Annotated in this window: 16 protein-coding genes; 5 read left to right on the forward strand and 11 right to left on the reverse strand. The window is 74.3% G+C overall.

The features are described from left to right. The first annotated feature begins 119 nt into the window (after window positions 1-119). The 4 genes from CP975_RS28265 (at window position 120) to CP975_RS36420 (ending at window position 5,689) form a co-directional block, all read left to right on the forward strand. A complete protein-coding gene (locus tag CP975_RS28265; protein ID WP_055529086.1) occupies window positions 120-2,612 on the forward strand; it encodes a GTPase-associated protein 1-related protein in 2,493 nt (830 codons plus the stop codon). A gap of 135 nt (window positions 2,613-2,747) precedes the next feature. Next, on the forward strand, window positions 2,748-3,407 hold the full coding sequence (locus tag CP975_RS28270; RefSeq protein WP_055534185.1) for a vWA domain-containing protein: 660 nt from the start codon (window positions 2,748-2,750) through the stop codon (window positions 3,405-3,407). 44 nt (window positions 3,408-3,451) lie between these two features. Beyond that, complete coding sequence (locus tag CP975_RS28275) at window positions 3,452-4,312, forward strand: protein phosphatase 2C domain-containing protein (RefSeq protein ID WP_055534181.1); 861 nt, start codon at window positions 3,452-3,454, stop codon at window positions 4,310-4,312. Between the two features lie 540 nt (window positions 4,313-4,852). Further along, window positions 4,853-5,689: a hypothetical protein gene (locus tag CP975_RS36420; protein ID WP_342787987.1), complete on the forward strand. Its 837-nt coding sequence runs from the start codon at window positions 4,853-4,855 to the stop codon at window positions 5,687-5,689. A gap of 12 nt (window positions 5,690-5,701) precedes the next feature. Here CP975_RS36420 and CP975_RS35160 read toward each other — a convergent pair whose 3' ends face one another. The 11 genes from CP975_RS35160 to CP975_RS28330 all read right to left on the reverse strand — a co-directional run bounded on the left by CP975_RS35160 (window position 5,702) and on the right by CP975_RS28330 (window position 23,821). After that, window positions 5,702-6,322 (reverse strand): hypothetical protein, encoded by a 621-nt coding sequence (locus CP975_RS35160; protein ID WP_167532744.1) that lies wholly within the window; start codon window positions 6,320-6,322, stop codon window positions 5,702-5,704. Beyond that, window positions 6,292-7,791: a hypothetical protein gene (locus CP975_RS28285; RefSeq protein WP_150477489.1), complete on the reverse strand. Its 1,500-nt coding sequence runs from the start codon at window positions 7,789-7,791 to the stop codon at window positions 6,292-6,294. Before CP975_RS28285 ends, CP975_RS35160 begins: the two co-directional genes overlap by 31 nt. A gap of 3 nt (window positions 7,792-7,794) precedes the next feature. Further along, entirely contained in the window at window positions 7,795-8,286 is a 492-nt protein-coding gene (locus CP975_RS28290; RefSeq protein ID WP_167532745.1) for a hypothetical protein, read from the reverse strand. Next, the gene (locus CP975_RS28295) at window positions 8,283-9,818 is read right to left on the reverse strand and encodes a hypothetical protein (protein ID WP_055535632.1); all 1,536 of its coding nucleotides are present in this window, start codon (window positions 9,816-9,818) and stop codon (window positions 8,283-8,285) included. Before CP975_RS28295 ends, CP975_RS28290 begins: the two co-directional genes overlap by 4 nt. Before the next feature lie 88 nt (window positions 9,819-9,906). Next, a complete protein-coding gene (locus CP975_RS28300; protein WP_055535630.1) occupies window positions 9,907-11,850 on the reverse strand; it encodes an Hsp70 family protein in 1,944 nt (647 codons plus the stop codon). Next, the gene (locus tag CP975_RS28305) at window positions 11,847-13,988 is read right to left on the reverse strand and encodes an Hsp70 family protein (RefSeq protein WP_055535628.1); all 2,142 of its coding nucleotides are present in this window, start codon (window positions 13,986-13,988) and stop codon (window positions 11,847-11,849) included. The genes CP975_RS28300 and CP975_RS28305 overlap by 4 nt, the downstream gene beginning before the upstream one ends. Continuing rightward, complete coding sequence (locus CP975_RS28310; RefSeq protein WP_055535626.1) at window positions 13,985-14,416, reverse strand: nucleotide exchange factor GrpE; 432 nt, start codon at window positions 14,414-14,416, stop codon at window positions 13,985-13,987. Before CP975_RS28310 ends, CP975_RS28305 begins: the two co-directional genes overlap by 4 nt. Further along, window positions 14,409-14,795, reverse strand: coding sequence for a hypothetical protein (locus tag CP975_RS28315; protein WP_055535624.1), 387 nt, complete (start codon window positions 14,793-14,795; stop codon window positions 14,409-14,411). The genes CP975_RS28310 and CP975_RS28315 overlap by 8 nt, the downstream gene beginning before the upstream one ends. After that, the gene (locus CP975_RS36265; protein ID WP_150477490.1) at window positions 14,792-20,500 is read right to left on the reverse strand and encodes a CHAT domain-containing protein; all 5,709 of its coding nucleotides are present in this window, start codon (window positions 20,498-20,500) and stop codon (window positions 14,792-14,794) included. The genes CP975_RS28315 and CP975_RS36265 overlap by 4 nt, the downstream gene beginning before the upstream one ends. Continuing rightward, window positions 20,473-22,473 (reverse strand): hypothetical protein, encoded by a 2,001-nt coding sequence (locus CP975_RS28325; RefSeq protein WP_150477491.1) that lies wholly within the window; start codon window positions 22,471-22,473, stop codon window positions 20,473-20,475. Before CP975_RS28325 ends, CP975_RS36265 begins: the two co-directional genes overlap by 28 nt. An 877-nt stretch (window positions 22,474-23,350) precedes the next feature. After that, window positions 23,351-23,821 (reverse strand): hypothetical protein, encoded by a 471-nt coding sequence (locus tag CP975_RS28330; protein WP_055532673.1) that lies wholly within the window; start codon window positions 23,819-23,821, stop codon window positions 23,351-23,353. Between the two features lie 213 nt (window positions 23,822-24,034). Here CP975_RS28330 and cyc2 point away from each other — a divergent pair, with 213 nt between their 5' ends. Continuing rightward, entirely contained in the window at window positions 24,035-26,200 is a 2,166-nt protein-coding gene (gene cyc2, locus CP975_RS28335) for a germacradienol/geosmin synthase Cyc2 (RefSeq protein WP_055532671.1), read from the forward strand. Window positions 26,201-26,217: the final 17 nt, after the last annotated feature.

Raw genomic sequence — 26,217 nt, forward strand, 5'->3', positions numbered from 1 at the left:
CCGCGCAAGGGTGCCCCTGCTCCCGCGAGCGCCTCCCCGGTACGGGTGGTGCGCGCGATGGCGGGGATGAACTTGCCGGACGGCCTGCGGTCCGGTGCCGTGACTGGTCAGAATGTGGCATGGCCATCCGTCGTCGCAGCTACCGGCTCGATCAGGAGCCCGAAACCGGAGCCGTCCGACTGATCCCCGCGGGCGCCTCGCCCGGGGCGGACGGACAGGTCCCCGGACAGGTCCCCGGACAGGACCCCGGTCAGGAACACCCAACGGATCTTGCCGAGTTCGGGCCCGCGGTCGAACGCGTCATCGGGGCGGCCTCCGAGCTGAGCTACAGCCTGCTCCCGGACGGCGGCCGCCTCCTGTGCGCGGCGCTTCCCGGACAGCGCGTGGAGGCGCTGTACCTGAGCGCGGACACCCCGGGGCCCGGCCCCGTGTGGCCGATCGACACGTGGCGCTCGGCGACCTGGGAGCCGGGCGCGCAGGAGACACTCGGCGCCGGGTTCATCGAGTCCGAACTGCCCGTCCCCGAGGCGCACTTCGACCGCGAGCTGCTGGTGGAATTCGCCCGGGAGCGCGCGGACCGTGTCGCGCCCTTCCTCGCCGATGTGCGCCGCCTCTTCGAAGACCCGGCCGGACGGCAGATCGTCCTCGTCGAGAAGGACTCCGAGACCGTGGCCCGCTGGGTCGCGCTCGCCTGCGCCTCGCTGCCCGAGGCGTACGTCCCTCTGCTCACGTTCACCACCTGGACCACCGCCCCGCACCAGTCCCCGCAGCAGATCATCGGGATCGGCCCGGAGACGGAGTTCGACCGGACCGACCCCGCCACGGTCACGTACCTGTACCGCGTGCACGACGGCACGGGCGGCCCCCAGAGCCCGCCCCCCGACCGCGACCCCTGGGCCCGGTTCACCGCCGAGCGCTGGATCTCCGGGAACCCGCCGCGGCCCGGCCCCGGGGCCATGCCGCGGCCCGAGGACGCCTTCGCGCTGCTCCCGCTCATCGCCAGAGGCGGCGGCAGCGGGAGTGACGGCGGCGACGGGAGCGGGGGCGGCGACGGGAGTGAGGGCGGTGGCGCGGGCCTCACGAGAGCCCCCTCGGGCGCCGACCTCGCCGGGCTCGGCGAAGACTCCCTCCGCGCGGTCTTCGATGACCTCGCCGGGTCCGTGGCGCGGGGCGAGACCGACTCCCGCACGCTCGGCGAACTCGACCGGCTCTGCCGAGGGCTCGACGACGACCGGGCCCGCGCGGCCCGGCCGCTGGCCCTCGCTCTCGTCAAACACCATCTCGACGCGCCCCGCGCCCGTGACATCCTGCCCGATCTCACCGCCTTCGAAGGGCTGCCGCTCGGCCAGGAGGCCTGGCGGCAGCTGCGCGAGGAGTACGGCGACCGCGCCGACGACGCGCTGCGCCGCAGACTCTCCGACCCCCTCCACACCTGGACGGAGCCGCTGAGGCTCGCCCTCGCCGTGGGCACCGACGGCGGACCGGGGCTCGACGAGGCCATGAACCGGCTCGCGGGAGCACTGCTGCGCCCCGACCGGGGCGAGTGCGCCCACGCGGTCCGCGTCCTCGACGAGGTCGGACACCTCCCCCTCACCCGCCGGGTGCTGCGCCTGCTCATCAAGGACTTCACCGAGCGCAAGCTCGACCGTCTGCGGGAGCTGGCCCGCTCCCCGCACGGCGACTGGCTGCGGCGGCACATCGAGGAGGCGCCGCTCACCGTCCGGCTCGCCGCCGCCGCCGCGCAGTGGCACGGCCCCCCGGACCACCTGCGCGGCGCCGAACTGTTCAAGCGGCTCACCGAACTCCTTCCCACACGGAAGGTCGAGGACAAGACCACTCTGGGCCTGCTGTGGCACATCGTGTGGCGCGCCAACCCGCCGGACCGCGCCGAGCAGCCCTGGATCGCCCGCACCTGCACGCCCCGCCTGATCGTCGAGGCGGACCTCGGCCGTCGCGTCATCGGCTGGCTGAGGGAGCCGGACCGCTGCGACGCGGAGCTGGTCGACTTCGCCCGGGCGATGTGCGGTGACTCCAAACTGGGCGCGGGAGACCGGCACACCGCCGCCCTGCTCGTGACCGCCCAGGACCTCGCGGACGGCCGTACGCTCCTCACCCGCTCCGCCGTCGAGCGCCTCGGAGAGCTGTTCCGCAAGGCACCGCCGCCCGGCCTGGTCCTGCGGCAGGGCATCGACGAGCGGGTGGGCCACGCCCTCGCCCGGGCGAACCCCCTCGACGTGTGCGACTCCCACGGCGTGCGGATCCTCTTCGCCGCCGGACGGGAACTGCTGCGGCCCTACCGCGCGTACTTCCTGGACGACCGCACCCGCGACCGCCTGCTGCGCGAACTGCCCGAGCAGCCCGCCGAGTTGGCCGCGTACTTCCACATCTGGCGGCCCCGGCAGCGGCACGGCGTCAGCCCGGAATGGAACACGGTCGCCGAGGAACTGCTCGACGAGGTCCTCGCGCCCGTCCTCGCGCACGTGGACGACCATCACCTCGGCCGCGTGGCGACCGTCCTCCAGCGTGAGAACCAGGACGTGCAGGGATGGACGGCGTGGCGCCACCGGATCAGGCAGCGGACCGAGCATCCGACCGCGCCCCAGGACGAGTAGTCCGCCCGTTCGAGCGGCTCCCCCTCGGAAGCCCCCGAAGCCCCCGCCCCCCGCACCCTTCGCGCTCCATAGGAAAGGACCAGCGTGAGCGACACCAGCGACACTGTCGTCGTCGACAACTTCCCCGGCGGAAGCATGGCCAGCCGCCCCGTGCACTTCATCTGGATGCTCGACTGCTCGGGCTCCATGGGAGTGAACGGCAAGATCGGCGAGCTGAACTTCGCCATCCGCGAGGCCATCCCCGAGATGCAGCAGGCCGCCCAGTCCAATCCCGCCGCCTCCCTGCTCGTGCGGGCCATCACCTTCGCCAGCGGGGCGAGCTGGCACGTCAGCGACCCCACCCCGGTCGACCAGTTCTCCTGGGAGGACGTGCACATCTACGGCGGCACGGACATGGGCGCCGCGTTCAAACTGGCCGCCGGTGCGCTCCAGACGCCGCCGATGCCGCAGCGCGCCCTGCCGCCGGTGCTCGCCCTCGCCTCCGACGGGCAGCCCACCGACGACTGGCGGGCCGGGCTGCGCGCCATCGACAGCACCCCGTGGGGCAAGCGGGCCGTGCGCGTCGCGGTCGCCATCGGTGACGACGCCGACAAGAGCATGCTCAAGGAGTTCCTCGGCAACCCCGAGCTGGAGCCGCTCCAGGCGAAGAACCCCCGCCAGCTCGCCGCGGCCATCCGCTGGATGTCCACCGCGGTCGTCAAGGACGCCTCCACGCCGAAGGTCGACGACGGCTCTCGGCCCACGACGCCGATCGACGTCCCGTCGATGACCAAGGGCGAAGACGACATCTGGTGACGGGACCGCAGACAGCGACCGGACCGGATCCGGTGTCCGGCCCCATGACGGCCGCACCCTGGGCGCTGCTCAGCGGCGCGGTCAAGGGAGTGGCCAAGAAGTACAGCCAGGACCGCAGCGCCGCGCTGTCCGTCGCCGGGGGCCGCGCGGTCGTCCTCGTGGTCGCCGACGGGCACGGCAGCGCCGCCCACTTCCGCAGCGACCTCGGGGCGAGTTGGGCGGTCGAGGAGTTCACCGCGTGCGCGCGGGCCTTCGCGTACGAAGCGGTCCGGGTCGGCGGCGACGCCTCGGGCTGGACCGGGCTGCGCGAGGAGGCGCGCCGCCTGCCGCAGCAGGTCGGCCACCGCTGGCACGAATGGGCCCTGCTGCACGACCGCAACTCGCCCGCGCACGGCGCCCGTTCGCACCGTGCGGGGCGCGCGGAGACGGAGCGCGACCGCAAGGAGCCCCCGGACCTCGCCGCCTACGGCAGCACCCTCATCGGAGCCGTGCTGACCGAACGTATGGTGTTCTGCTGGCAGTTGGGCGACGGCGACATCGTGTTCGTCGACGACGCGGGCGTCCCGCACACCCCGCTCTCCACCGGCCCCGACATGGGCGACGAGACCGACTCGCTCTGCGCGCCCGAGCCCTGGCGCAAGATGCGCTCGCACTGGCAGCCCTTCACGGGCGGCGCCCCGCCGTGCGTACTGCTCTCCACCGACGGGCTCTCCAAGAGCTTCGCCGACCACCAGGGGTTCCTGGACTTCGCCACGGGCCTCAGCGGCCGCGCCGCAGAGCAGGGCGTGGCGGCGGTCCAGAGCCAGCTACCGGACTGGCTGGCGCGGGCCGCCCAGTTCTCCGGGGACGACACGACCCTCGTGGGCGCCATCGCGGCGCCCGCGCGGCGCAGCGACGAATCGTAAGGGCAGAAAGGCAGAGAGGAACAGAATGGTGAACGGCATGCTCGCCGCCGGAAAGACCCTGGTGGCCGAGTCGGGGGAGAAGCTCAAGGTCGCCGAGCTCTTCGGCTCCGGCGGCCAGGGCGAGGTCTACCGCGTCACGACGCCCACCGGCGACCACGCGGTCAAGTGGTACTACCCCCAGCTGGCCGACGCCCGCCAGCGGGAGATCCTCGAAGGGCTCATCGCCAAGGGCTGGGACGACGACCGCTTCCTGTGGCCGCGCTCCATCGTGATGGATCCCGCGGGCAAGCAGCCCGGCTTCGGCTACCTCATGGACGTACGGCCCGCCCGCTTCTGCGACCTGCCCGCCCTCTTCCGCCGTGACCCGTCGGTGTCCGCCGCGACGATGCGCACTCTGGTGACCGTGGCGCTGCACACCGTCGAGGCGTACCGCGCGCTGCACTCCCGGGGCATCGCCTACCGCGACATCAACTGGGGCGCAACATCTTCTTCGACCCGCGCACCGGCGACGTCCTCGTCTGCGACAACGACAACGCCGTCGTGGAGGGCGCCGAGGCGGGCGTCGCGGGCACCATGGACTTCATGGCGCCCGAGCTGGTGCGCGGCGACAAGGGCATCCAGCCCGGCACCCAGAGCGACCTGCACTCGCTCGCCGTCCTCCTCTTCTACCTCCTGATGAACGATCACCCGCTCAATGGAGCCCTGGAGTTGAACATCCGCTGCCTCGACATGGCCGCCAAACGCAAGCTGTACGGCACGGATCCCGTCTTCGTCTACGACCCCAAGGACACCCGCAACCGCCCGGTCCCCAGCGAGCAGCCCACCGTCGTTGCCAGTTGGAACGCGCTGCCGCAGATCCTGCGTGACCTGTTCGTGCGCACTTTCACGGACGGCCTGCACAACCCCTCCCTGCGGGTGCGCGAGTCACAGTGGCGCGAGGCGCTCAGCCAGGTCCTCGACGCCATCACGCAGTGCGGCGCGTGCGGCAAGCAGAACCTCACCCAGCCGGACGGAGCCCCGCCCAACTGCTGGAAGTGCCGCACCACCCTGACCCTGCCGCCCCGCCTCGAACTGGTCACGGGCACCGGCACGCTGCGCACCCGCCGGGGCATCCGCCTCGCTCCCAGCGCCCGCGTCTACGCCCATCACCTGCGCGACGACCCCGACCGCCACGACTTCACCGCCGTGGTCGGCGAGGTCACCGAACACCCTCAGCAGCGTGGCCGGTTCGGCCTCACCAACCGTACGAGGTCGGTGTGGACGGCGCGCAAGGACGACGGCACGGTCCGGGACGTGGAACCGGGCAAGACGATCGCCCTGCGCTCGGGACTGCTCATCGAGTTCGGCGGCGGCACGGAGGCCGTGGTCAAGGAGTGACGCAGGGCCGTCTCACGGCCGCCACCAGCGCCGCCACCACCCCCGCCACCAGGGAGGCTCCGAGGGTAGCGGGGGTGGTGGCGGAGGCGCCGCGGGGAGTGTCGCGCTGGCCGGGGGCGTGTCGATCGCGACGGCGTCGGGGCGGGGCAGCGGCACCGCGGTGACCACGCACACGTCGGCGGACACGGGGATCTCCACCCGCCCGGCGAGCAGCGCGCTGCGTGCCACATGCCGCTCCCCGCCCCGCAGGCCGTCGCCCCACGCCACGCGGACCAGGACCGCCGGTTCCGGCCAGTCGAAGCGCACCTCGGCGCGGTCCGCATCGATCCGACGCACCATCAGATCCCTAATCGGCGCCGGGCTTTCGATGACCAGGCTCGGTCCGGACACGGCCCGGTCGCCGAGCACGCTCACCGCCGTCACACGGACGCGCCGCTCGGGCCGCGGTGTCAGCTCGGCGCACGACTCGGCGCCGGCCGACCGCGCCGGGACGGCGTCCACCGTACCCACGAGGTCCGACACGTCCGTGCCCGGCGGGACGGGGCCCGCCGTCCAGGGGATGAGCAGCCCGTCGCCGACGGCGGGGGGCCGCCAGGTGATGGTCACGCGCTCGCCGTCCGCGTGCCGCCGCACGGTGAGTTCCTCCACCGGCGACGGCCACCGCTCGGCCCGCTCGGTGAGGGTGACGCCGCGGGACCACACGAGGTCGCCGTCCGGATCGCGGTAGCCGCAGCGCACCTCGTAGGTGTACGTCCCCGGCGCCAGGGGCGCGTCGAGCAGCCCGTCGTGGGCGCAGGGGACCCGCACCAGCGACGCCCCCCCCAGCCCTCGGTGGCGTCACCGAAGCCCGAGCGCGTCACCCGTACCTCGGCCGCCGCCGGGTCGGGCCGCCAGCGCAGCCGCACCCCGCCGGGGACGACGTTGGCGCGCAGCTCCGTCACCACAGGAGTGAGCAGCACCGGCCCCGTGACGCGGGGCACCCCGGCGAGGCGATCGCGGCGCAGCGGGACGACGGCGTATCTCAAGGGGCGGCCCACCGGGGCTTCGGTGTCGACGCTGCCGAGGCCCGTCTCGCCCGCCGCCGTCTCGACCGCCAGCTGGGGGGCGCCGTCGGGAAAGCGCAGGACGCGGTAGGTGACGCCGTGGGCGCGGCGCGGCGGCGCGCACCAGGACAGGCGTACGGCCCGGTCGTCGGTCACGGCGCCGACCTCGGCGTCCGCCGGGGCGAAGGGGTCGTCGGCAAGGAGCGTGGCCACGCGCAACAGCTCCGTGTGGGCGTGCGGGTCGTCCCGCGCCAGGCGCAGCGCGCCGAGCCGCGCGGTGGCGGCGGCACGCAGCGCGCCCTCGGCCTCGGACCGTGCGGCCTCGGCGGTGAGCCGGTCGACGTCCGCGGCTCGCGCGCGGAGGGAGCCCACCAGTGCGCTCAGGCGGTGGTCCTGCGGCCCGTCCGGGGAGGCGGAGCCGCGCGGCAGCCGCGCCACGACCCGCTCCGCCTCGCGCAGCCGCGGGCCCGGCCATACGTCGTTGAGCGTCTCGGCGGCGTGCCGGGCGGGCCCGGGGCCGGGGAATCCGGCGGCCACCGCCGCGGCGAGCTGTCCCGCCTCGCTGCGGTGCACTCCGAGCGCCACCGCGTCGGCGGCCCCCGGGCTGTCACCGGCGTCCGTGAGGAGGCAGCACACCTCCCACAGGACGATGCGGCGCAGGCCCATCGCGTCGTCGGTCAGGACCGTCTCCAGAATGTCCACCAAGGCCGCGGCCTGACGGGCACGAGGCTCCCCGGAGGCCTGCCAGCGGGCGCCCGCCCGCTGGACGTACGGCCGGTCGACGCGCTGCCAGATGCCGCCGCGGCCGGGGAACCAGAGGCCGTCGAGCACCCGGAAGCCGTCGTCCTGTTCGGCCCTCGGGAGCGTGCCGAACAGGGCGTCCGTCGCGGGCGCGGCCGCCGGGGCCCGCAGCACCTCCGCCGCATGCCTGAAGCCCGCCTCCCGCATGGCCTCGCGCAGCGCGACGTACCCGCGCATGCCGGGGCAGCGGGGCAGGACGGGCAGCGGCGGGCGGGCGCCGCTCGCCTTCGGGTGTTCGCCGGGGCGCAGGACCGCCATGCCTCAGCCGCCCGGCGCCGTGTAGAAGTACACGCGGACCACGGCGGTCTCGGGCCGCTTGCCGAGGTTGTGGAAGTCGTCCGTCGCCGTCTTCTTGGTGAACATGTCCGGACGGCCCTTGCCGAGGAGGCCGTTCACGCGGTGGGCGTAGACCGTGCCGTTCGGGCCCCCGCCGAAGGTGAGCACGAGCGCGGCCCGGCGGCCCGACCACTTCCGGGTGCCCTTCGAGATCTGCGCGACGAGGTCGCCCTTGCCCCGACCCGACACCTGGAACTCCTGGGGGTCGCGGTCCACGGCGAGGGGCCCGGTGGGAGTGGGGGAGGGCTTGCCGCCTTTGGACGGCGGGGGCTTGGGGCGGTCGTCGGCCTGCGGGTCGGGGCGGTCGGCCATCGACACGAGTGCGAGGACGAGCAGCAGGTCGGCGAAGAGCCACCCCGCGAGGAACACCACGCTGAACCGGTTGCCACGCCCGCGCACCGGCCGCCCTCGGCTCACGCGGGGCCCCCGTCACGGGGCGCGGGCGGGGGCAGCCGGGTCGTCGGCGGGTCGGCGGGCGGGCTCGGCGCGGGCACGGGTGAACCGTCCTCGGCGGCATGTCCATGGGCCGCCCCGCTGTTGGCCGTCCCGGCTCGCCCTGCACGCGGCTCGCTCGCCGCTGCCTCGGCCCGTGGCTCGCCCGCGCTTCCGTTCGAGCCACCGGAACCGTACGAACCACCCGAACCGTTCGGGCCGCCGCTCGGGCCGTTCGGACTGCCGCTCGGGCCGAACGCCCCGCTCTGGGAGCCGTACGCCCCGCTTGGGGAGCCATACGCCGCGCCGGAAGAGCCGTACGCCCCATTGCCCCTGCCGTGCGACGCGCCGTACGCCTCGCCTCGCGGCGACAGCGAGGGCAGGGCGGTCGCCAGCGTGTCCATGCGGGCGTCCAGGCGGGCCGCCGCGTCCTGCCAGTGGGCCGCCGCCGCGTCCCACCGCTCCGTGGCCTCGCGCATGCCGTCCACCGCGTCGCCCGTGCGGCCCGTGCTCGACACCAGGGCCTGCGAGGCCAGTTCGGTCGCCTTCGCCACCGACTCGGACTTCGTGACGAGCGTCTGCTGCGCGGCGACCAGCGCCTTCAGGGAGGCCTCGACCGTGTCGCCCGCCGCCTTGACGTGGTCGGCGATCCCGCGGGCCGCGAGCGCGTTGGCCCGGCCCGCCTTCGCGGTCGCCGCCGCGCCGTCGCGCAGGGTGGTATCGATGCGGTCCGCCGCGGCGCCGAGCTTGGGCACTTCCTTCGTGAGGGACAGCGCCGCGTTCTTCAGGGCGTCGGTGGCGTGCCCCACGGACGCCGTGGCCCCGCTGAGCGCCTTGTGGCTCTGCTCCGCCTTCGCCGCCACGTCGCCCATCTCCTTGGCGGCCTGCCTCAGCTCCGCGATGAACTGCTGCGGCGTCGCGCTGCGGTACGGCGCGAGCAGCATCTGCGCACGGGTGAGCACCGACGCCAGCTGGGCGAGGACCTGCTCCCGCTCCTCCTCCCGCTCCGCGTCGTCGCGCTCGGCGCGCACCCGCACGCGCGCGTGCCACACCGAAAGGCCCACGAGCAGGGCGATGAGGAGTACGGCCATCAGCGCCACGTTCTCGAACCGCCCGAGCGACGACAGATGGCCGCCGAAGCCCGTCTGCCACAGCTGGAGGAAGGGGCGCGTCGCCTGCTTGGGGTCCTCGTCGGCCAGCTCGCCGTACGCCCGCACGGCCTCCCGCAGTCCGAACCAGGTGATCAGGAGCGGAATGAAGACGAGCACCCCGAGGGCCGCCTCCAGGAGCCGGTCACGCCGCCCGGACGTCCGTTCAGGGGGTGTGCGTACGCTCTCCGGTCGTACGTACGTCTGTACGAGGTCGACCTCCGCCCAGCTGTCGAGCCGGGTCATCGTGCCCATGTCCCGGTGCAGCGCGGTCAGTTCGGCGCCGCGCGGCTCCAGCGCGGGCAGGGCGGCGAGCCGTCTCAGCTCGGTGATGATCAAGGCCTTGTCGAGCAGTTGGTCGGGCGTCAAGCCAGTTCCCCTCCATGACTCACGGGCGACTCACAGGCAACTCACGGGCGGCTCGCGAGCGGCGGCGCACGCGGGGCGCGACCGGCCTCTATCCGAGGACGTCCCCCCTGCCGCGCCGGTTCCTGCCGTCACGGTTGAGCCGCGCCAACAGTGCCTCGGCGGCGGAGTGTTCAGGGTCCCACGTCAGACACTTCCCCAGGGCCTCAATGGCCTCATCGCGCTCGCCGCGCCGGTCCAGCTCCACGGCGTGCCGGTAGGTGCGCTCGGCGAGCAGGCCGCGCACCCGTACGTTCGTCGGATCGTGGTTGTACGCGCACTTCAGCCACTGCTCGGCGCCGGTGAAGTGCTCCGGCGACATGTCGGCCATCGCGGCCTCGCAGTGCACGTCGATCATCGCGTCCAGCATGTCGGCGCCCGTCGGCCTGGTCGCCGCGTCCTGCCAGGCGATGTGCGCGGCCCGCACGGCGTGCTCGTACCGGCCGAGGGACAACAGTGCGCGGGCGCGGGCCAGTTGGCGCTGCGAGGCGTAGTCGAGGGCAGGCGCGGGCTCCGGTGCGGCCGGCCGGGTGGTCGGCGCGGGGTCGGGCCGGGGCGAGGGGCGGTCGAGGTCGTCCAGCAGCCCCTGGGCCTCGACGATGATCTCGCGCAGCAGGGCGCCGGCCTCTCGCGGGCGTCCCTGCCGGACGAGCAGCCGTGCCTGTTCCAGGTCGCGGGCGCCGTGACTCCCGCGTTCCTCCCGCACGCCGTGCGGGGCGGTGGCCTCACGGGGGTCCCGTACGGCGGCGCGCGCGGGCCGCGGATCGCGTGCGGCATCGTGATCTTTTGGGGCACCCGGGACTCGTGGTTCCCGTACCTCTTCGACGTCGGCCCCCACCAGCGTCGCCGTCAGCGGCGGTGCGTCCGAGAGGGTGTCCTGGGCCGGCGCCGCCGGTTCCAGAGGGCCCTCCTCCAGGGCCGAGGGGCCCGAGGACGCCGTGCCGCCCGCGAGCCGCACCGCGTGCTTCAACGCGCCGAGCGCCAGCAGCTCGGGCGACGCCTGGACGCTGCGCTCCCCGAGCCCGGCGATCCGTGAACGCACTTGCTCCATACGGGTGTTGCCGCCCACGAGCAGTAGCGTGTCGACGTCCGACGGCTCCATCCCCGCCTGGTCGAGCAGCGCCCGCGCCCGGTCGAGGGTGCGCCGCACATGACGGTCCAGATACGCGTCGAGGTCGGGCCGCTCGATCCGCAACCACAGCGGGACTCCGGCGCCGGGCATCATGTCCAGCACCGCCGCCTCCGGGCCGCCCGGCGACCCGAGCGCCTCCCGCGCCTCCTGCCCGCGCGCGCGAAGGCCCTGCCACACGGCCGCGTCGAGCCCGGTGACCGAGGACGGGGCGCGGTGCCTGCGCAGCAGCCGGACCGCCGACGACAGCAGCGCCGCGTCGAACGCGCGCCCCCCCGACGTGGTGCCGCCCTCGTAGCCCAGCGAGCGGAAGTGCCCGCGCACGCTGCGGACCAGACCCAGCTCGAACCCCTCGTACCCCATGCCGTAGACCAGGCACGTGCCGCTGTCCCGCTCCGTCATGTGACCGATCACCGCGGCCATGGAGTCGCTGACCAGCCGCGCCGGGTCGAGCCCCGCCTCGCGCGCCGCGTCCCGCAGCGCCGCCCGCTGCGCCGAGCCGAACCGCGCGGGCACGCTGATCACGGTCTGCGTCACCCGCCCGGGCGCCGCCGCCTCCACCCGCTCCCGCACGGACCGCAGCAGCCGCACGACGAGCTGGTCCGGGTCCACGGGCTTGTCCCCGACCCACACCGGACGCCCGCTGCCCAGGCGGCTCTTGAGGCTGGGGAAGGTCACCGGCAGCTCCCCCGTCTCGGCGGGTTCGCACAGCAGCCACGGCCCGTCCTCCGCGTCCGTGTCCAGGCGCCGCCCCGGGCGGCCCGGCAGCGCGAAGAGCGCCCGCACCCCCGTGGCGCCGAAGTCGATGCCGAGACTGACAGCGGCCGTCCCCGGCGCGGGGCGGCCGTCCTGCCGCGCCTGGTTCATCCGCCGGCCGTCTCTTCGGCGAACCGCAGGATGCCCTCGTAGTCCGGCCGGTCGGGAAGCGTCGGCACCGCACGCTCGGACTGCGCGACCGCCACCAGGTTCACGAGGTTGCGCGCCTGCTGGGCGGTCTGGACGTTGTTGCCCTGGCGGTGGGCCTGCTTGACGTACTCGACTGCTTCGTTGATCTGCCGGACCGTCTCCGGAGGAGCGCCCTCCGACGCCAGCTCGGCCTGCCGGAACTGGCTCGCCAGACCGCACTGGCGGTACATGTCGTCGAGCAGCAGCTCGGTCAGGCGCTTGTATTCGTTGCTGTCGCCCATCGTGACGGCCCGCTGCGCCTGCTCGATGTCCCTGCGGACCTTCATCGCCTGCACCGGCTCGATGTAGGGCCCGTACCGCTTCAGGAAGTGGTCGGCCTCCCGCTCGGCGAAGGCCAGCTGCTCGCGCAGGACGGCGCTGTCCAGCTCCTCCACCGGCTCGGGCGGCGGCGTGCGCGGCTTCTCCCGGTTCGGCGTGGCCTCCAGGACCATGTCCGTGCCGCGCACGCTGATCTTCACCGTGATGATGCGGTCCGCCGAGTAGTTGAAGGAGACGTCCACCTGGCGGTTGATCTCGATCTCCTGCGGCAGCTCGAACTCCACCACGCCCTGCTCGTGGTTCTCGCTCGCCACCTTGCTGTCGCCCTCGTAGACCGGCACCCGGATGCGGCGGCTGTCCGTCGCGTGGAACGTGCGCTGCCGCGGCTCGGAGAGCGGGTACGGCGAGCCCGCCTCGATGATCTCGACGAACACGTCGCGCTGGCTGCCCTTGATCGCGGCGATGCCCATCGCCATCGGCGTCGACTCGTACAGACCCGTGTCGCCCTTGGAACGCCCGTCGGCCAGGCTCCTGCCGCAGGCCGCGCAGGCGCTCGCCCCGTACTCGTTGACCTTCGCGCAGCCCGTGTCCGAGCACTCCACGCCCCGCAGCGTCTCGGCGAGGACGCCCGCGCCGAACGCGACGCACTCCATGGGGTTGATGTTCCTGCGCACCTTGTCCGCGCCGAAGAACGCCTCGACCGCCTCGTACACGGGCCGCGTGAGCGTGCCGCCGCCCACCAGGAGCACGTCCGAGATGTCGTCGGTCGAGAGTTCGTAGCGCGCCAGGGTCTCCTGGACGAGCGACATGGTGCGGCCCACCAGCGGCGCGATCATCGCGGTGAACTCGCGGCGCGTCAGGTTCATCTCGACGTCGAGCACGCCGTTCTCGCCCTTGTACGCGGCGGGGATCACGATGTACGTGTCCTCCATGTCGTTCAGCTCCCGCTTGGCGCGCTCGGCGGCCTTCTTCGCGTGGAAGAGGAACGCCTTGTCGCCGGACGGGTCCACGTGGTGCTCCTCGCGCATCCACGTGATGATGCGCTCCACGATCGCGAGGTCGAAGTCGTCCCCGCCCAGCCAGATGTCGCCGGCCGAGCGCAGCACCTGGAACTGGCTCCTGCCCTCCTGGTCCTTGACCGCGTTCAGCACGGAGATGTCGAACGTGCCGCCGCCGAGGTCGTAGACGAGGACCCGGCTGCGCGCCCCGCCGGGCTTGTGCAGGCCGAAGGCGACCGCGGCGGCCGTCGGCTCGTCCACGATCTTCTTCACCACCAGGCCCGCCTTCTCGGCGGCCTCGCGTGTGGCGGCGCGCTGCGCGTCACGGAAGTAGGCGGGCACGGTGATGACCGCGTGCGTCACCGGCTCGCCGAGGGTGCGCGAGGCGTCCCTGACCAGCTTGTCCAGGATCACGCTGGAGATCTCGGCGGGGGTGCGGGCCCGGCCGCCGAGCACCACGTGCGCCCGCGGGTCCTCGTCGGGCCCCGCCACGATCTCGTAGCTCATCCGGTCGCGGGCCTGCGCCACCGACGCGTCGGCGAAGTCCCGGCCCATCAGCCGCTTCACGGAGACGATGGTCTCCTTGGGCTGCCTGATCGCCCAGTTCAGCGCGTCCTCGCCGACCAGCGGCTGGTCCTTGCCGTCGCGGCTCTTGATGCCGACGACCGACGGGGTGAGCCGCTCGCCCTTGCTGTTGGTGAGCACCGCGATGTCCGCGCGGTGCGGATCGTGGGCGGCGACCGCGCTGTTGGTGGTGCCGAGGTCGATGCCGATGGCCTTCATTCCCGCTCCGTCCCTTGCTCCGTGCCGCCGTCGACGGCGACAACAACCCGGGCGGCGCGCAGCACTTGCCCCCGGTATCGATACCCGCGCTGGAGGATCTCAAGGACCTCGTCGTCGGCGCTCCCGGGCGGCGCGGCGCGCACCTCGGTCACCTGGTGCGTCGCCGGTTCGGCCCGCTCGCCGACCCGCCCGACCCGCTCGAGACCCTCCTCGGCCAGCGCCGCCTCCAACTGCCCGGCGATCAGCGCGAGGCTCCTTCTGTACGTCTCCACATCGCTCGCCGCGCCGTCCGAGAGCAGCCGGTCGAAGGAGTCGAGGACGTCGGCGCAGCGCAGCAACAGCCGTTCGGTGAGCGCCTGGTGGACCGCGTCGCGGGCGGCCAGGTCGCGGGCGTGCTCGTAGGCGAGCCGGGCCGTCGGGTCAGACATCGAAGCGGATCAGATCGTCCAGGAGGCGCGCGGTGGCCTCCGGGAGCGGGTGCCCGGGGCGCTCCTGGGGCGTGGCCTCGTCCGCATGCCCCGGGGACGCCGTCTCGACGGCCAGGCGCCGGTCGATCTCCGCTGCCGCCACCGGGAGTTCGGCGTCGAGGTCGACGTCGTACAGGAGCAGATCGACGAGCATTCTGCGGCGTACGACGCGCAGCTCGTCCCACGCCTGCTGGGTGACCGGCGTCATCAGGTGCCGGGCGAGCAGTTCGAAGGAGACGTCCCGCATGTCGGCGTGGGTCGTCCAGGGTGTCACACCGGCCGGGGCGAGCGCGTCGTAGGGGAAGGGGCCCTCCCAGCTCGCGTCGGGGTCCTTGATCACGCGACACTGCCTCCTGCTTCGTCCTCGGGGGTCCCCTGTCCGGGGCTCAGCTCGGCGAGCCAGCGGCGCACCGCGTCCAGGAGCGCGCGCCGGATCCGGCTGTCGGTGGGATCCGCGCGGGTGGCGCGGATCAGGTGGTGCAGCGCCCACAGGATCTCCCCGCGACGCAGCGCCCGCTCCGCCTTGTCCGTCAACTCCGCCGCCCAGCACGGCAGATCGTCGTCGTCGGGCGGGGTCTCCTGGCCGTCGCTGCGAATCAGATCGCCCATCCCGCCGACGCCGAGATGCCGGGTGAGGAGCTTCTCCATCTCGTCGAGGGACTCACTCAGCGTCTCGCGGTAGCGGTGCGTCAGCGCCTGGCCGAGGCCCACGTCCAGCAGACCCAGCGCCTCGTGGAGGAGTCCCAGGCGGGCCGGCACCTCGTACGTCCGCTCGTCGAGGGTGAACACGAGGGCCCGCGCGAGGTTGTCGCGGGCGTGGCTCGACTCCGGGTTGAGGGCGAGGGCGCGGCGCAGGTCGGCCTCCGCGCCGTACACGTCGCAGCGCATGCCGTGCTTGGTGCGGGTGTAGCCGCGCCACACGCCCCGCAGGGACAGCAGCGCCGAGAGCCTGCCGTTGAGCCGGCCGAGCAGGTCGCGGTCGAGCGGGTGCAGTACGGCGGTGGCGGACTCGACGAGCCGGACGGCCTCGTCCAGGCAGGGGCCGAGCTGCGCGCCCTCCTCGTCGGCGAGGGCCTCGGCCCGGCCGAGGACCGTGCGGATCACGGCCTTCTTCGAGCGGGCCTGCATCCCCGCGTCGCGGGAGACCCGCACCAGCTCCCGCCAGTGCTCAAGGGCCTCGTTGAGCCCGCCGTCACCGCGCGTCAGGGCGGCCCTGGCGAGCGCGAGCCGCACGTGCACGGCCAGTTCGACGCCGTCCTGGAGGAGGCGGGCGTGGCGGCGCGGCAGGCGTACGTAGGCGGGGTTGCGCAGCAGGAAGTCCTTGCAGTGGTCGCACCCCTCGGCGTGCCCGGCGCGGGAGGCGGGGCCCGCGCAGTCGTCGGGGAGGGTGCTCAGCGTGCGCAGGGCGGGCAGCGCGCGCAAGGCGGGCCCGAACTTGCGCACCTCGCACAGGGCGAAGCTCCGTGCCAGCTCCGAGAAGGCCCAGCGCAGCTCGCGTACCGCGTACTCGCCGGGGTCCTTGCCCTGCTGGGCCGCCGCGTCCAGGCTCGCCACCAGATCACCGAGGGGCGCCTGGAGCCGCAGCAGCCGCAGATAGCGCGGGCCGCACGCCAGCGTGGCGCGCGCGCCCGGCACCGACGGCAGGCCGCCCACGTCCTTCAGCACCCGGGCGCCGCCCAGCTCGGACTCCAGGATGCCCGCCAGCGCCTGGTAGGCGGCGGCCTGTCCGGGCCGGTCCTGCTCGGTGTGGCGCTGCTCGTAGGCCGACAGCTGGCCGAAGAGGTGCTGGCTCAGCTCCCAGCGCAACGACGCCATGTCCTCGTGGGTGAGGTCGCGTTCGTAGCAGACGGCTCGCTCGGCACGCCAGCCGTCCCAGTACTCGTCGTCGCTGAGCAGCGTCGCCCAGTACGCGAGCGCCGACTCCCAGGCGCCCACGGCGTGTTCCCATGCGCCGCTCTGCTCCAGCTCCTGCGCCTGCCACAGCCGGGCCGCGGCCAGGCCGTGCACCACGTCCATGTCGCCGGGCGCCTCCTTCAGGCGCCGCTCCCACTCGGCGGCGGCGGCCTCGCGGTCGCGCGCGAGGAGCAGGAGCAGCGGGGCGTCCTTCGGGAAGCGCTCGCACAGGGTGTCCAGGAGGCCGGGCCCCTCGTCCGGCGAGAGCCCGGCGAGGGCGTCGCGCAAGGCTTCGGGGGAGTGCCAGCGGTAGAGCAGGGCGTCCAGCCGCAGCCGTCGGGCCGGCAGGCGCAGCCGCTCCAGCGCGACGCGCTCGTGCCACGACATGGAACCGCGCTCCAGCAGCGCGTACGAGGCGTTCTTCACCACGTCCATGGAGGCGCCGGGATCCACGCCCGCGTCCCGGAGCGCGAGATACGGAAAGGCCTGGTCCTGTACGGCGAAGGGGTCGGCGACCAGGGGCGCGCTGGTCAGCCCGTCCGCCCACGGGAGCAGCCCGACCAGCCGCCGCAGCCTGCGGCATCTCACGTCGGCGCGGTCCAGGACACCCCGGGCCCGCTTGTACGCGGCGACGGCCGTGCTCCACTTCCCCGCCGCCTCCAGCAGCCGCCCCTCGGCGTAGGCGAGATGGGCGTCGGCGTCCTGGTGCCCCGGGCACTGCCGGAAGGCGTCGGCGGCCCGCTGCCACTCCTGGTGCGCGTCGGCGAGACGTCCGCGCGCGTAGGCGGCGACGGCGTGGGCGTCCCGGTGCGCCCCGAGAGCGTCGGCCTCGGCGGCCGTACGGGCCCAGTCCCCTTCGGCCTCGGCGAGCCGCACGCGCGCGTACCGCCCGCGCGTGGCGGCGTCCACGCCGTGTGCCTCCTCCCGCTCCAACTCCTCGTACGCCTCGACGACCCCTCGCCACGCCGTGGCCCCGTCAGCACCCTCTTCGGCGATCCGGGCCCGCATGTAACGCCGACGCGCCCGGACGTCGGCCCACTGCTCGTCCATGGCTTCGTAGACGCCGAGCGCGTCCTGCCACCGTCCGTCCAGTTCGCGGGTGCGGGCGAGGGCGTAGTGGTAGAGGTGCGCGGGTTCGTCGTCGACGGGGGTGGTGCCGGAGGCGAGGGGTGCGGGCGGCGGGCCGGGCGGGAGCGGTGCGCCGCGCAGCCGCGGCGGAAAGGCGCGGGCGTGGATCTCGCAGGCCCTCGCCCAGTCGCCCGCCTCCTCCGCCCTGCGGCCTTCCGCCTTGCGGCGCAGGGCGGCCACCGCGCCCTCGCGGGCCTCGTCCGGTACGCCTGTGAGGAGGCCGAGGACCGCCGCCCAGTCGGCGCGCAGATCGGCGGCCACGCGCGCGCGTGCGTAAAGGCGCCGCACGCCGACCTCGCCCTGGGCGTACGTGTCGGGCAGCCGCCCGAACCCATCGATGACCCCGCCCCACTCGCCCCGCTCGTCGGCGGCCCGCCCGCGCGAGTACAGCACCCGGTCCGGTACGTCCGACAGCTCGGACGGCAACCCGGCGAAGTGGGCGAGCGCCTGCGCCCAGCGGCCCTGCTCCTGGCAGAGCCGGCCCTCGGCGTACGTGCGCAGGTGGAGCGTGTCGGAGGGCAGGCCGTCCCCGGCGTCACCGCAGGCCGCCTCCCCGAATGCCTCCGCCGCCGCGCCCCAGTCACCGGATGCCATCGCCGACCGGCCCTGCACATAGCGTCGGAGCGGCCTTGTGGCGCGGTACTCGGCCGGCAGGGGAGCCAGTTGGGCCAGCGCGGCCGGCCAGTCGGCGGACTCCGCGGCGGCGAGGGCGCCCTCGTATGCGCGGTGGCGCAGCTCGCCGAGCCACGGCTCCGCGTCCCAACCGTGCGCGGCCGCCGCCGACAGGTCGGTGACCGCGTCGACGACGCGGCCCGCGTCCGCCGCCGCACGCCCCCGCGCGTACAGGACCCGCACCCCGCTGTCGAGGAAGCCGTCCGCCGAGCCGTAGCCCGTCACCGCCGCGGCCCACGCCCCCGCCGCTTCCGCCGTCCGTCCCTCGGCATACGCGCACCAGCCGGCCCGCTCGGGCCCCGCCTGCGCGAACGCCTCCCGCGCGCCCGGCCAGTCCCCGTCCCGCGCCGCCGCCCGGCCGCGCGCGTAGGCCGCCCGTCCCGCCGCGTCCTCCAGGTCCGCGCACGCCCCGTACGCGGCCAGTGCGGCGGGCCAGTCCTCGCTCGCCTCGGCGGCCCGCCCCGCCACGTACGCGGCCCACGCCGCGGCTGTACCGTGGCCGGGGCGCAGCGTCAGGACGGTGGCGTACCCCCGCGCGGCCGTCGCCCAGTCGCCCGCCTGCCGCGCCCGCTCGGCGGCCTCGCAGGTGCGCGCCACGTGCAGTTCGTCGCGTGCGGCCGCGAGCCGCTCCACCACGTCCCGCAGCCCGCCGGGCCGGGCGGCGAGCACGTCCTCGTAACGGCTGATGGCGGTGGGCCAGTCCGCCGACGCCTCGGCGGCCCGCGCCTCGTCGACGAGCGCGGCCAGGCGCTGAAGCTCGGCCACCTCCGCCTCCAGGCAGCCCGGCACCGCACCCGGCAAGGCCCGGCGGACCACGTCGAGTTGGGCCGCGGCGGCTGCCGCGTCCCGCTCCCCGGCGAGCAGCGCGCACAACTTCTCGACCTGGGGCCAGGCCAGCTCGAAGTCGGCCTCGGCCCGCATCCGGCGCTGCTCATCGGCGTAGCTCTCGGCCGGTGTCCGCAGGATCCGCTGCACCTGCGCCCAGTCGCCCCGGTCCCGCTGGAAGCGCGCCGCGCCGATCAGGACGGCCGAGCCGACGTGGCCGACGGGGCTCTGGAGCGTCTCCAGCGCGTGCGCGCCCTCCAGCAGCGGGTCCGGCTCCGCCCGGTCCCGTACCTCCCGTGCCTTGAAGAGCCATCCCTGCCGACAGCCCTCGTGCAGGAACAGCGTGGGCGTCGCCCACTCCACCGCCGTGTGCTCCGGCTGGTGGGAGATGCGCAGCCGCGCCGCGGCCACCGACTCGTCGACGGTCTTGTTGGCCGCGATGCCCTTCAGCAGCTCCGGGCTGAACGCTCCCGCCGACACATCGCTGACCAGCCCCCGCATCGCCACCACCGCCGGCACGCCGCCGCCGATCAGCGCCTGCGCGAGCCCGGAGAAGGGTTCGAGGTGCGAACTGTCCGCCCCGAAACAGAGGTTGAGGGCGACCAGCCGGAGCCGCCGGGATTTCAGCAGGATCCCGCTGAGCAGATCCGCGGGCACCCGGTCGCTGCCACCGCTCTCCGTCTCCAGGGCCACCACGCCCTTGCCCAGCTCCTGGTCGTACTCGCCGTGCGCGATCAGTACGACGGCCGTGGGGAGTTCGTGGTCCTCGGCGAGCGCCGACTCCAGCCCCGCGCGCGTGGCCCGCTCAAGCACCCTGGTCTTCACGGCGACATCGGGCAGATCGTGGCGCAGGGCGGCCACCTCCGCCGACGTCCGCAGCTGGGCGAGGTCCTTGGGGGAGGCGCAGGCCACCACGAGCCGGATCACGCTCGGCTCGTCCGCCGGCCCCGGCAGCCGCTGTCCGAGGGACCCGCCCGGCAGGGAACGCGCCAGTGAGTAGCCGTGGTTGAGGGCGAAGGCCTGCTGCGGGCTGCCCGGCGGCCCGCACAGCGACTCCAGGGGGAGGTCGCGCAGCTCGGGCGGCAGGTCGAAGCGGAGCCGGATCCCGCGCTGCCTCGACATTCCCTGCGCGCGGTCGTACGCGGTGTCGACGCAGACGCCGACACGGGTACCGATCCCCTCGCGGGCCTCGCCCTCGGCCCCCTGGCGCGCCTCCTCGTGCTCGCTCTCCTCCGATTCCTTCCCGTCACCGCCGAACAGCAGGCGGAACACCCCGCGCCCCAGTTCCCGCAGCTGCGCCACGGTGTGCAGTTCGCCCATCGGGGCCAGGCAGAGTTCCGCCGCGATCAGCCGGTCCCACTGCTCGCGGAGCGCCGCGGGCTCCGCGCCGACCGTGATGATCTCGGCGGCGGCCGCCGGGCCGTTGGCGGTCACGAGATAGCGGTCGCCGCCGACGCGGCGGACCCGGATGCGCAGTTCCTCGTAGGTGAGCACGGCCGTCACCGCTCGCTCTCGTCGGGCTGCCACATGACGTGGTCGAGGTCGGCGACGGCGGCTTCCCGCTGGTCCTCCAGGTCGGGATCGTCCGGGAAGTGCTCCAGGGCGGCGGTGAGCTGGTCGATGGCCTCGCGCAGGGTGTCCCGCGCGCCGGACAGGCTGCCCGAGCCCCAGCGGGCGGCGGCGAGGCGGCGCAGCACGATGCCGAGGCTGACCTGGGTCCGCAGCAGGTGCGGGTTGAACGCGACGGAGCGGCGCAGGTCGGCGGCGGGCTGGTCGAGCGGCCCGTCCTCCTCGTTGGCCACGGAGATGCCCCGGTCGGCGAGGACGCGGGCCAACTGTCCCTCCAGGCGGCCCCGTTCGTTGGCTCCGATCACCGAGCGGGTCGCCTCCAGGGTGGCCACCGCGCGGGTCAGCCGTCCTTCGTAGTGCGCCGCGCGGGCCGCGCCGAGCGCCATGTCGACGATGGCGGTCTGCGTCTCGCGGTACCGGTCCAGCTCCCGGCTGTGGACCAGGGCGCGGCGCCAGTACGCGGCAGCAGCCGTGAAGTCGGGCCGGTCGGCGGTGAGTTCGTCGCGCCCCATGCTGAGCCGCGCCTCCAGAGCCAGGCCGCGCGCGTCGAGGGAGAGCCTGCGGTGCCTGTCCGGAAGCCCGGCGTAACCGGGGTTCAGCTCGTCGAAGCGCGCGCAGTCCGGCTCGCACACGGCCGCCGCCCCGGGCCCGCCCCGCGCGCGACAGCTCGGGCAGCGCAGCTCGGCGAGGGCGGCGAGGGCGTCGCCGGGCTTGCCGAGACCCAACAGCAGCTGAGCGAAGCCCAGTTCGGAGAAGGCGTAGGTGAGGGAGGTGTACATGGGCGGGGCGCCGGCGGCGGGGTCGATGGACGGGTGGCCGGTGACCGCGGCGGTGGCACCGGGCGGGAGTGCGGCGGGCGTGTCCTCGACGGGGTGGAAGCCGTTCGCCCGGAGCGCGTGGGCCTGCTGCGCGGCGGTGTGCGCGGCGCCCGTGTGCAGCGCACGGGCCTCCTGCGCCGCGGCGAACGCGCCGAACTCGGCCGACCTGCCCAGCTCCGCGATGCGCAGCGGCCCGCAGAAGAGGGGCACCCCGCCGCCCTGCGCCGAGGGGAAGCCGCCCACGGCGGCGAGCAGCTTCGCGGCGTCGGCCTCCCGCTGGAGCAGCGGTCCCGGCGCTACACGCGTACCGGCGTCGTCGGGCATGCGCCGCTCCAGCGCCTCGCGCAGACCGGCCCGCAGGGCAGGCACCAGTGAGGCCTCCACCGCCACGCCGTACCGCCGGGACGCGGTGGCCCGGGCCCGCTCCCAGAACCCCGCGTCGTGCAACACGGAAGCCCAGGCGGCGATACACCTCTCCCACTCCGGGCCCCGCTGCCCGCCGGGGGAGTTGAGCAGGGCCAGTGCCAAGGTGTGGGTGACCCTGTGGTCGGTGGGGTCGCGCCGGGCGGCCTCGTGGAGAAGTTCCACGGCGGCGGCGCGCCGGCCGCCGCGCACGAGCACCACGGCGTGCAGCGGAACGAATCCGCCCGGCTCCGGGTCGAGGCCGCGGGCGGCGTCGACCAGCGCCCCGGCCCGCGCCCGACCGGCGCACTCCCGTGCGGGGTCCGCGCCACGCTCGCTCATCAGCCCCTGGAGCGCGGCCTTGCGCAGCCGCAGGGCCACCTCGCGCGCGGGGCGGCCCGAGAGCGCCGCCATGACCCAGCGGGCCTCGTCGTCCAGCGGGGCGATCCGGGAGGCGGCGCGCAGATCGCTGAGCGCCGCTTCCGGGGCGCCCGCGCGCGCGTGGACGTACGCGCGTTGGATCAGGGTGCGGCGGTGCGGGACGGCGCAGGCGAGCGCGGCGGTGAGGTGGCGCTCGGCGGCGGCGAGGTCACCGCGGTGCGCCGCCGCGCAGCCCAGCCAGTGCAGCGGCCCGGCAGCCGTGGGCCGCAGCCGTCGCGCCCGCTCGAACTCGACGACGGCCGCGTCGACGTCCCCGGCGGCGAGCCGCACCCGCCCCACCCCGGTCCGAGCCCGCGCCTCAACCCGCCCCCCGCTCCCCCCAATCCCCCGCTCGCCCCCAGGGCCCCGCCCCCCACCACTTCCCCCACTACCGCCACCCACCACCCCGGAGCAACGTCCCTCACGCTCCGCGCCACCGCTCTCGTCCCGGCCTTGCCGACCGCCTGGCCCGACCCCCGTGGCGCCGTTTTCCCCGCCCTCCGCGCCGCCGCTCTCGGCTCTGCCTTGCCCGTCGCCCGCGCCGCCGCTCTCGGCTCTGCCTGCCGGACTGCCTGCGCCGACCCCTTCGGCGCTGTATTCCCCGCGGCCCGCGCCGCTCCTCGGGGTACCGCCTTGTCCGCTGCCCGCGCTGCCGCTCCTGGTGCTTCCTTCCCGGCTGCCCACGCCGACCCCCGTGGCGCCGTTTTCCCCGCCCTCCGCGCCGCCGCTCTCGGCTCTGCCTTGCCCGTCGCCCGCGCCGCCGCTCTCGGCTCTGCCTGCCGGACTGCCTGCGCCGACCCCTTCGGCGCTGTATTCCCCGCGGCCCGCGCCGACCCCCGTGGCGCCGTTCTCCCTGCCGCCCGCACCGCCCCCTTCACCGCTACCTATCCCACCAGCCCCGCCACCATCCCTGAGCCCCTCACCGCCCTCGGCACCCTCACCGCCGTCGGCGCCCCCCGCCCACGCCGACGTCAGTGTCAGCGCCTCCCGGAAATAGGCTTCCGCCCTCGCGCGGTCGCCGCGATCCAGTGCCGACTCCCCGGCGGCGCACGCCTGTTCGGCGCGGGTCAGTTCCGCGTCCGACGTCTCCGCGGTGTCCGCGGTCTGCGTAGTCACAGTCAGCCCCCGATCCACGGCGAACACCCCGCCGTGCCCTCCGGCCGGCGTGTCAGCCGGCGGCCTCGTCAAGGACCGAGCGCCAGCGGCCCTGGGCGCGGTCGTAGTGCAGCGGCCCCACCGCGAACTCCGCCAGGTCGAGCCCGATCAGCGACTCGTACGCCTCGGCGGGCAGATCGGGCTCCAGCACGATGCTCAGCCCGCCCCCGGGGTCCTGGAGGACCAGCGGCCTGGCCTCGGCGCCCGCGGGCGACCCCGGACGCGCGGTTTTCCGTACGACCCCCTTGAACGCGGCGTACGCGTCCTTGACCGCCTCCGCCCCGAGGCCGCTGAGGAACGCCTGCAACGGCAGGGAGGCCAGGACGATCCAGGGGATGTCGGCCGCCCCGCGGTGGACGAGGGTGCGGCGGACCCGGACCGGCGGGGCGCCGAGCCGGTCGAGCGCGGCGGCCAGCTCCTGCCCGATGTCCTCGGGGACGTCGCGGTCCAGGAGCAGCTCCGCTCGCGGCGGCGCATCGGTCATGGAGGTGATTCCTTCCGGGGGCGTGGACCGCAGCCTAGAGGCGTAAGCCCTGCGCACGCGGGCAAACTGATGATTCGGCAAAGGCGCATCCAGGCCGCCGCCCCATGCCTTCGTGCGCCCCTTGTGCGCCCCGGCGCGCCTCCGATTCACGCGATGGTGCGATCATGCGCGGCCGCCCGGATGGCGGGAGAGGGTCATGGGTAGGGCCGGGCCATGACGCAGCCGTTCGAACTGCCGCACTTCTACATGCCGTACCGCGCGCGGCTCAACCCCCACCTGGAGGAGGCGCGTGCACACTCCAGCCAGTGGGCGCGTGACATGGGCATGTTGGAGGGCTCCGGCATCTGGGAGCAGAGCGACCTCGACGCGCACGACTACGGCCTGTTGTGCGCGTACACCCACCCCGACTGCGACGGCCCCGCGCTGTCGCTGATCACCGACTGGTACGTGTGGGTCTTCTTCTTCGACGACCACTTCCTGGACATGTACAAACGCACCCAGGACCGCGTCGCGGGAAAGGCTCACCTGGACCGGCTCCCCCTCTTCATGCCGATGGACCTCTCGACCTCCGTCCCCGAGCCGCAGAACCCGGTCGAGGCGGGCCTCGCCGACCTGTGGGCCCGCACGGTCCCCGCGATGTCCGCCGACTGGCGCCGCCGCTTCGCCGAGTCCACCGAGCACCTCCTGAACGAGTCGATGTGGGAGCTGTCCAACATCAACGAAGGACGGATCGCCAACCCCGTCGAGTACATCGAGATGCGCCGCAAGGTGGGCGGCGCCCCCTGGTCGGCGGGCCTCATCGAGTACGCGACCGCCGAAGTGCCCGCCGCCGTCGCCGGTTCGAGGCCCCTGCGCGTGCTCATGGAGACGTTCTCCGACGGCGTCCATCTGCGCAACGACCTCTTCTCGTACCAGCGGGAGGTCCAGGACGAGGGCGAGCTGAGCAACGGCGTGCTCGTCCTGGAGACGTTCTTCGGCTGTACGACCCAGCAGGCCGCCGACATCGTCAACGACGTCCTGACCTCGCGCCTGCACCAGTTCGAGCACACGGCGGTCACCGAAGTGCCCGCCCTCGCCCTGGAGAAGGGCCTCACCGCACCCGAGGTCACCGCGGTCGCCGCGTACACCCGGGGCCTCCAGGACTGGCAGTCGGGCGGCCACGAATGGCACCTGCGCTCCAGCAGGTACATGAACGAGGGCGCGCTGGCCACCTCGCCGCTCGCCGGGCCCACCGGCCTCGGCACCTCCGCCGCCGACGTGGGCGCGCTGCTCGCGTCCGCCGGGGCGGAGCGGCTGCGCTCGTTCACGCACGTCCCGTTCCAGAAGGTGGGCCCCTCGATCCTGCCGGACTTCCACATGCCGTTCCCGCTGCGGCTCAATCCGCACCTGGACGCCGCCCGCCCGAGGCTCACCGCCTGGTCGCACACGATGGGCATCCTGTCGGAGGGCGTGTGGGACGAGGACAAGCTCGACGCGTACGACCTTCCGCTGTGCGCCGCCGGAATCGGCCCCGACGGCACGGCGGAAGCCCTGGACCTCAGCTCGCAGTGGCTGGCCTGGGGCACCTACGGCGACGACTACTACCCCCTGGTCTTCGGCCACCGCCGTGACTTCGCCGCGGCGAAGCTCTGCACGGAGCGCCTCGCCGGGTGCATGCCCATCGAGGGCGAGCCGACCACCGTGCCCGTGAACGGCATGGAGCGCGGCCTCGCCGACCTGTGGGCGCGCACGACCCGGGACATGTCCCCGGAGCAGCGGCGCACCACACGGCACACCGTGGTGGTCATGACGGAGAGCTGGCTGTGGGAGCTGGCCAACCAGTTGCAGAACCGCATCCCCGACCCGGTCGACTACCTGGAGATGCGCCGTGCCACCTTCGGCTCCGAACTCACCATGAGCCTGTGCCGGATGGGCCACGGCCCCGCGGTGCCGCCGGAGGTCTACCGCAGCGGCCCCGTCCGCTCCCTGGAGAACGCCGCGATGGACTACGCGATGCTCCTCAACGACGTTTTCTCTTACCAGAAGGAGATCGAGTACGAAGGAGAGGTCCACAACGGCATCCTGGTCGTGCAGAACTTCTTCGGCTGCGACTACCCGACCGCGCTCGGCGTCATCCACGACCTGATGACCCAGCGCATGCAGCAGTTCGAGTACGTGGCCGCCCATGAGTTCCCCGTCCTGTACGAGGACTTCGGGCTGACGGCCGAGGCGCGCGCCGTCATGGACTGCTATGTCACCGAGCTGCAGAACTGGCTGGCGGGCATCCTGAACTGGCACGCGGGCTGCCGGCGCTACGGCGCGGAGGATCTGGCGAGGCGGGCGCACGGCTTCGTGCCGGACCGTGCGCCCGGGGTCCCCGCCGTCGCCGGGCTGCGCTGACCCGCCTCGCGGGCCGG

This window comes from Streptomyces alboniger (assembly GCF_008704395.1).
In the GTDB taxonomy this organism is placed as follows: domain Bacteria; phylum Actinomycetota; class Actinomycetes; order Streptomycetales; family Streptomycetaceae; genus Streptomyces; species Streptomyces alboniger.

Coding starts and splice junctions, on each gene's coding strand:
- CP975_RS28300 (WP_055535630.1), bottom strand. CDS start 11,850: ATGAACCAGGCGCGGCAGGACGGCCGCCCCGCGCCGGGGACGGCCGCT.
- CP975_RS28270 (WP_055534185.1), top strand. CDS start 2,748: ATGGCCAGCCGCCCCGTGCACTTCATCTGGATGCTCGACTGCTCGGGC.
- CP975_RS28330 (WP_055532673.1), bottom strand. CDS start 23,821: ATGACCGATGCGCCGCCGCGAGCGGAGCTGCTCCTGGACCGCGACGTC.
- cyc2 (WP_055532671.1), top strand. CDS start 24,035: ATGACGCAGCCGTTCGAACTGCCGCACTTCTACATGCCGTACCGCGCG.
- CP975_RS28305 (WP_055535628.1), bottom strand. CDS start 13,988: ATGAAGGCCATCGGCATCGACCTCGGCACCACCAACAGCGCGGTCGCC.
- CP975_RS28275 (WP_055534181.1), top strand. CDS start 3,452: ATGACGGCCGCACCCTGGGCGCTGCTCAGCGGCGCGGTCAAGGGAGTG.
- CP975_RS28285 (WP_150477489.1), bottom strand. CDS start 7,791: ATGGCGGTCCTGCGCCCCGGCGAACACCCGAAGGCGAGCGGCGCCCGC.
- CP975_RS28265 (WP_055529086.1), top strand. CDS start 120: ATGGCCATCCGTCGTCGCAGCTACCGGCTCGATCAGGAGCCCGAAACC.
- CP975_RS28310 (WP_055535626.1), bottom strand. CDS start 14,416: ATGTCTGACCCGACGGCCCGGCTCGCCTACGAGCACGCCCGCGACCTG.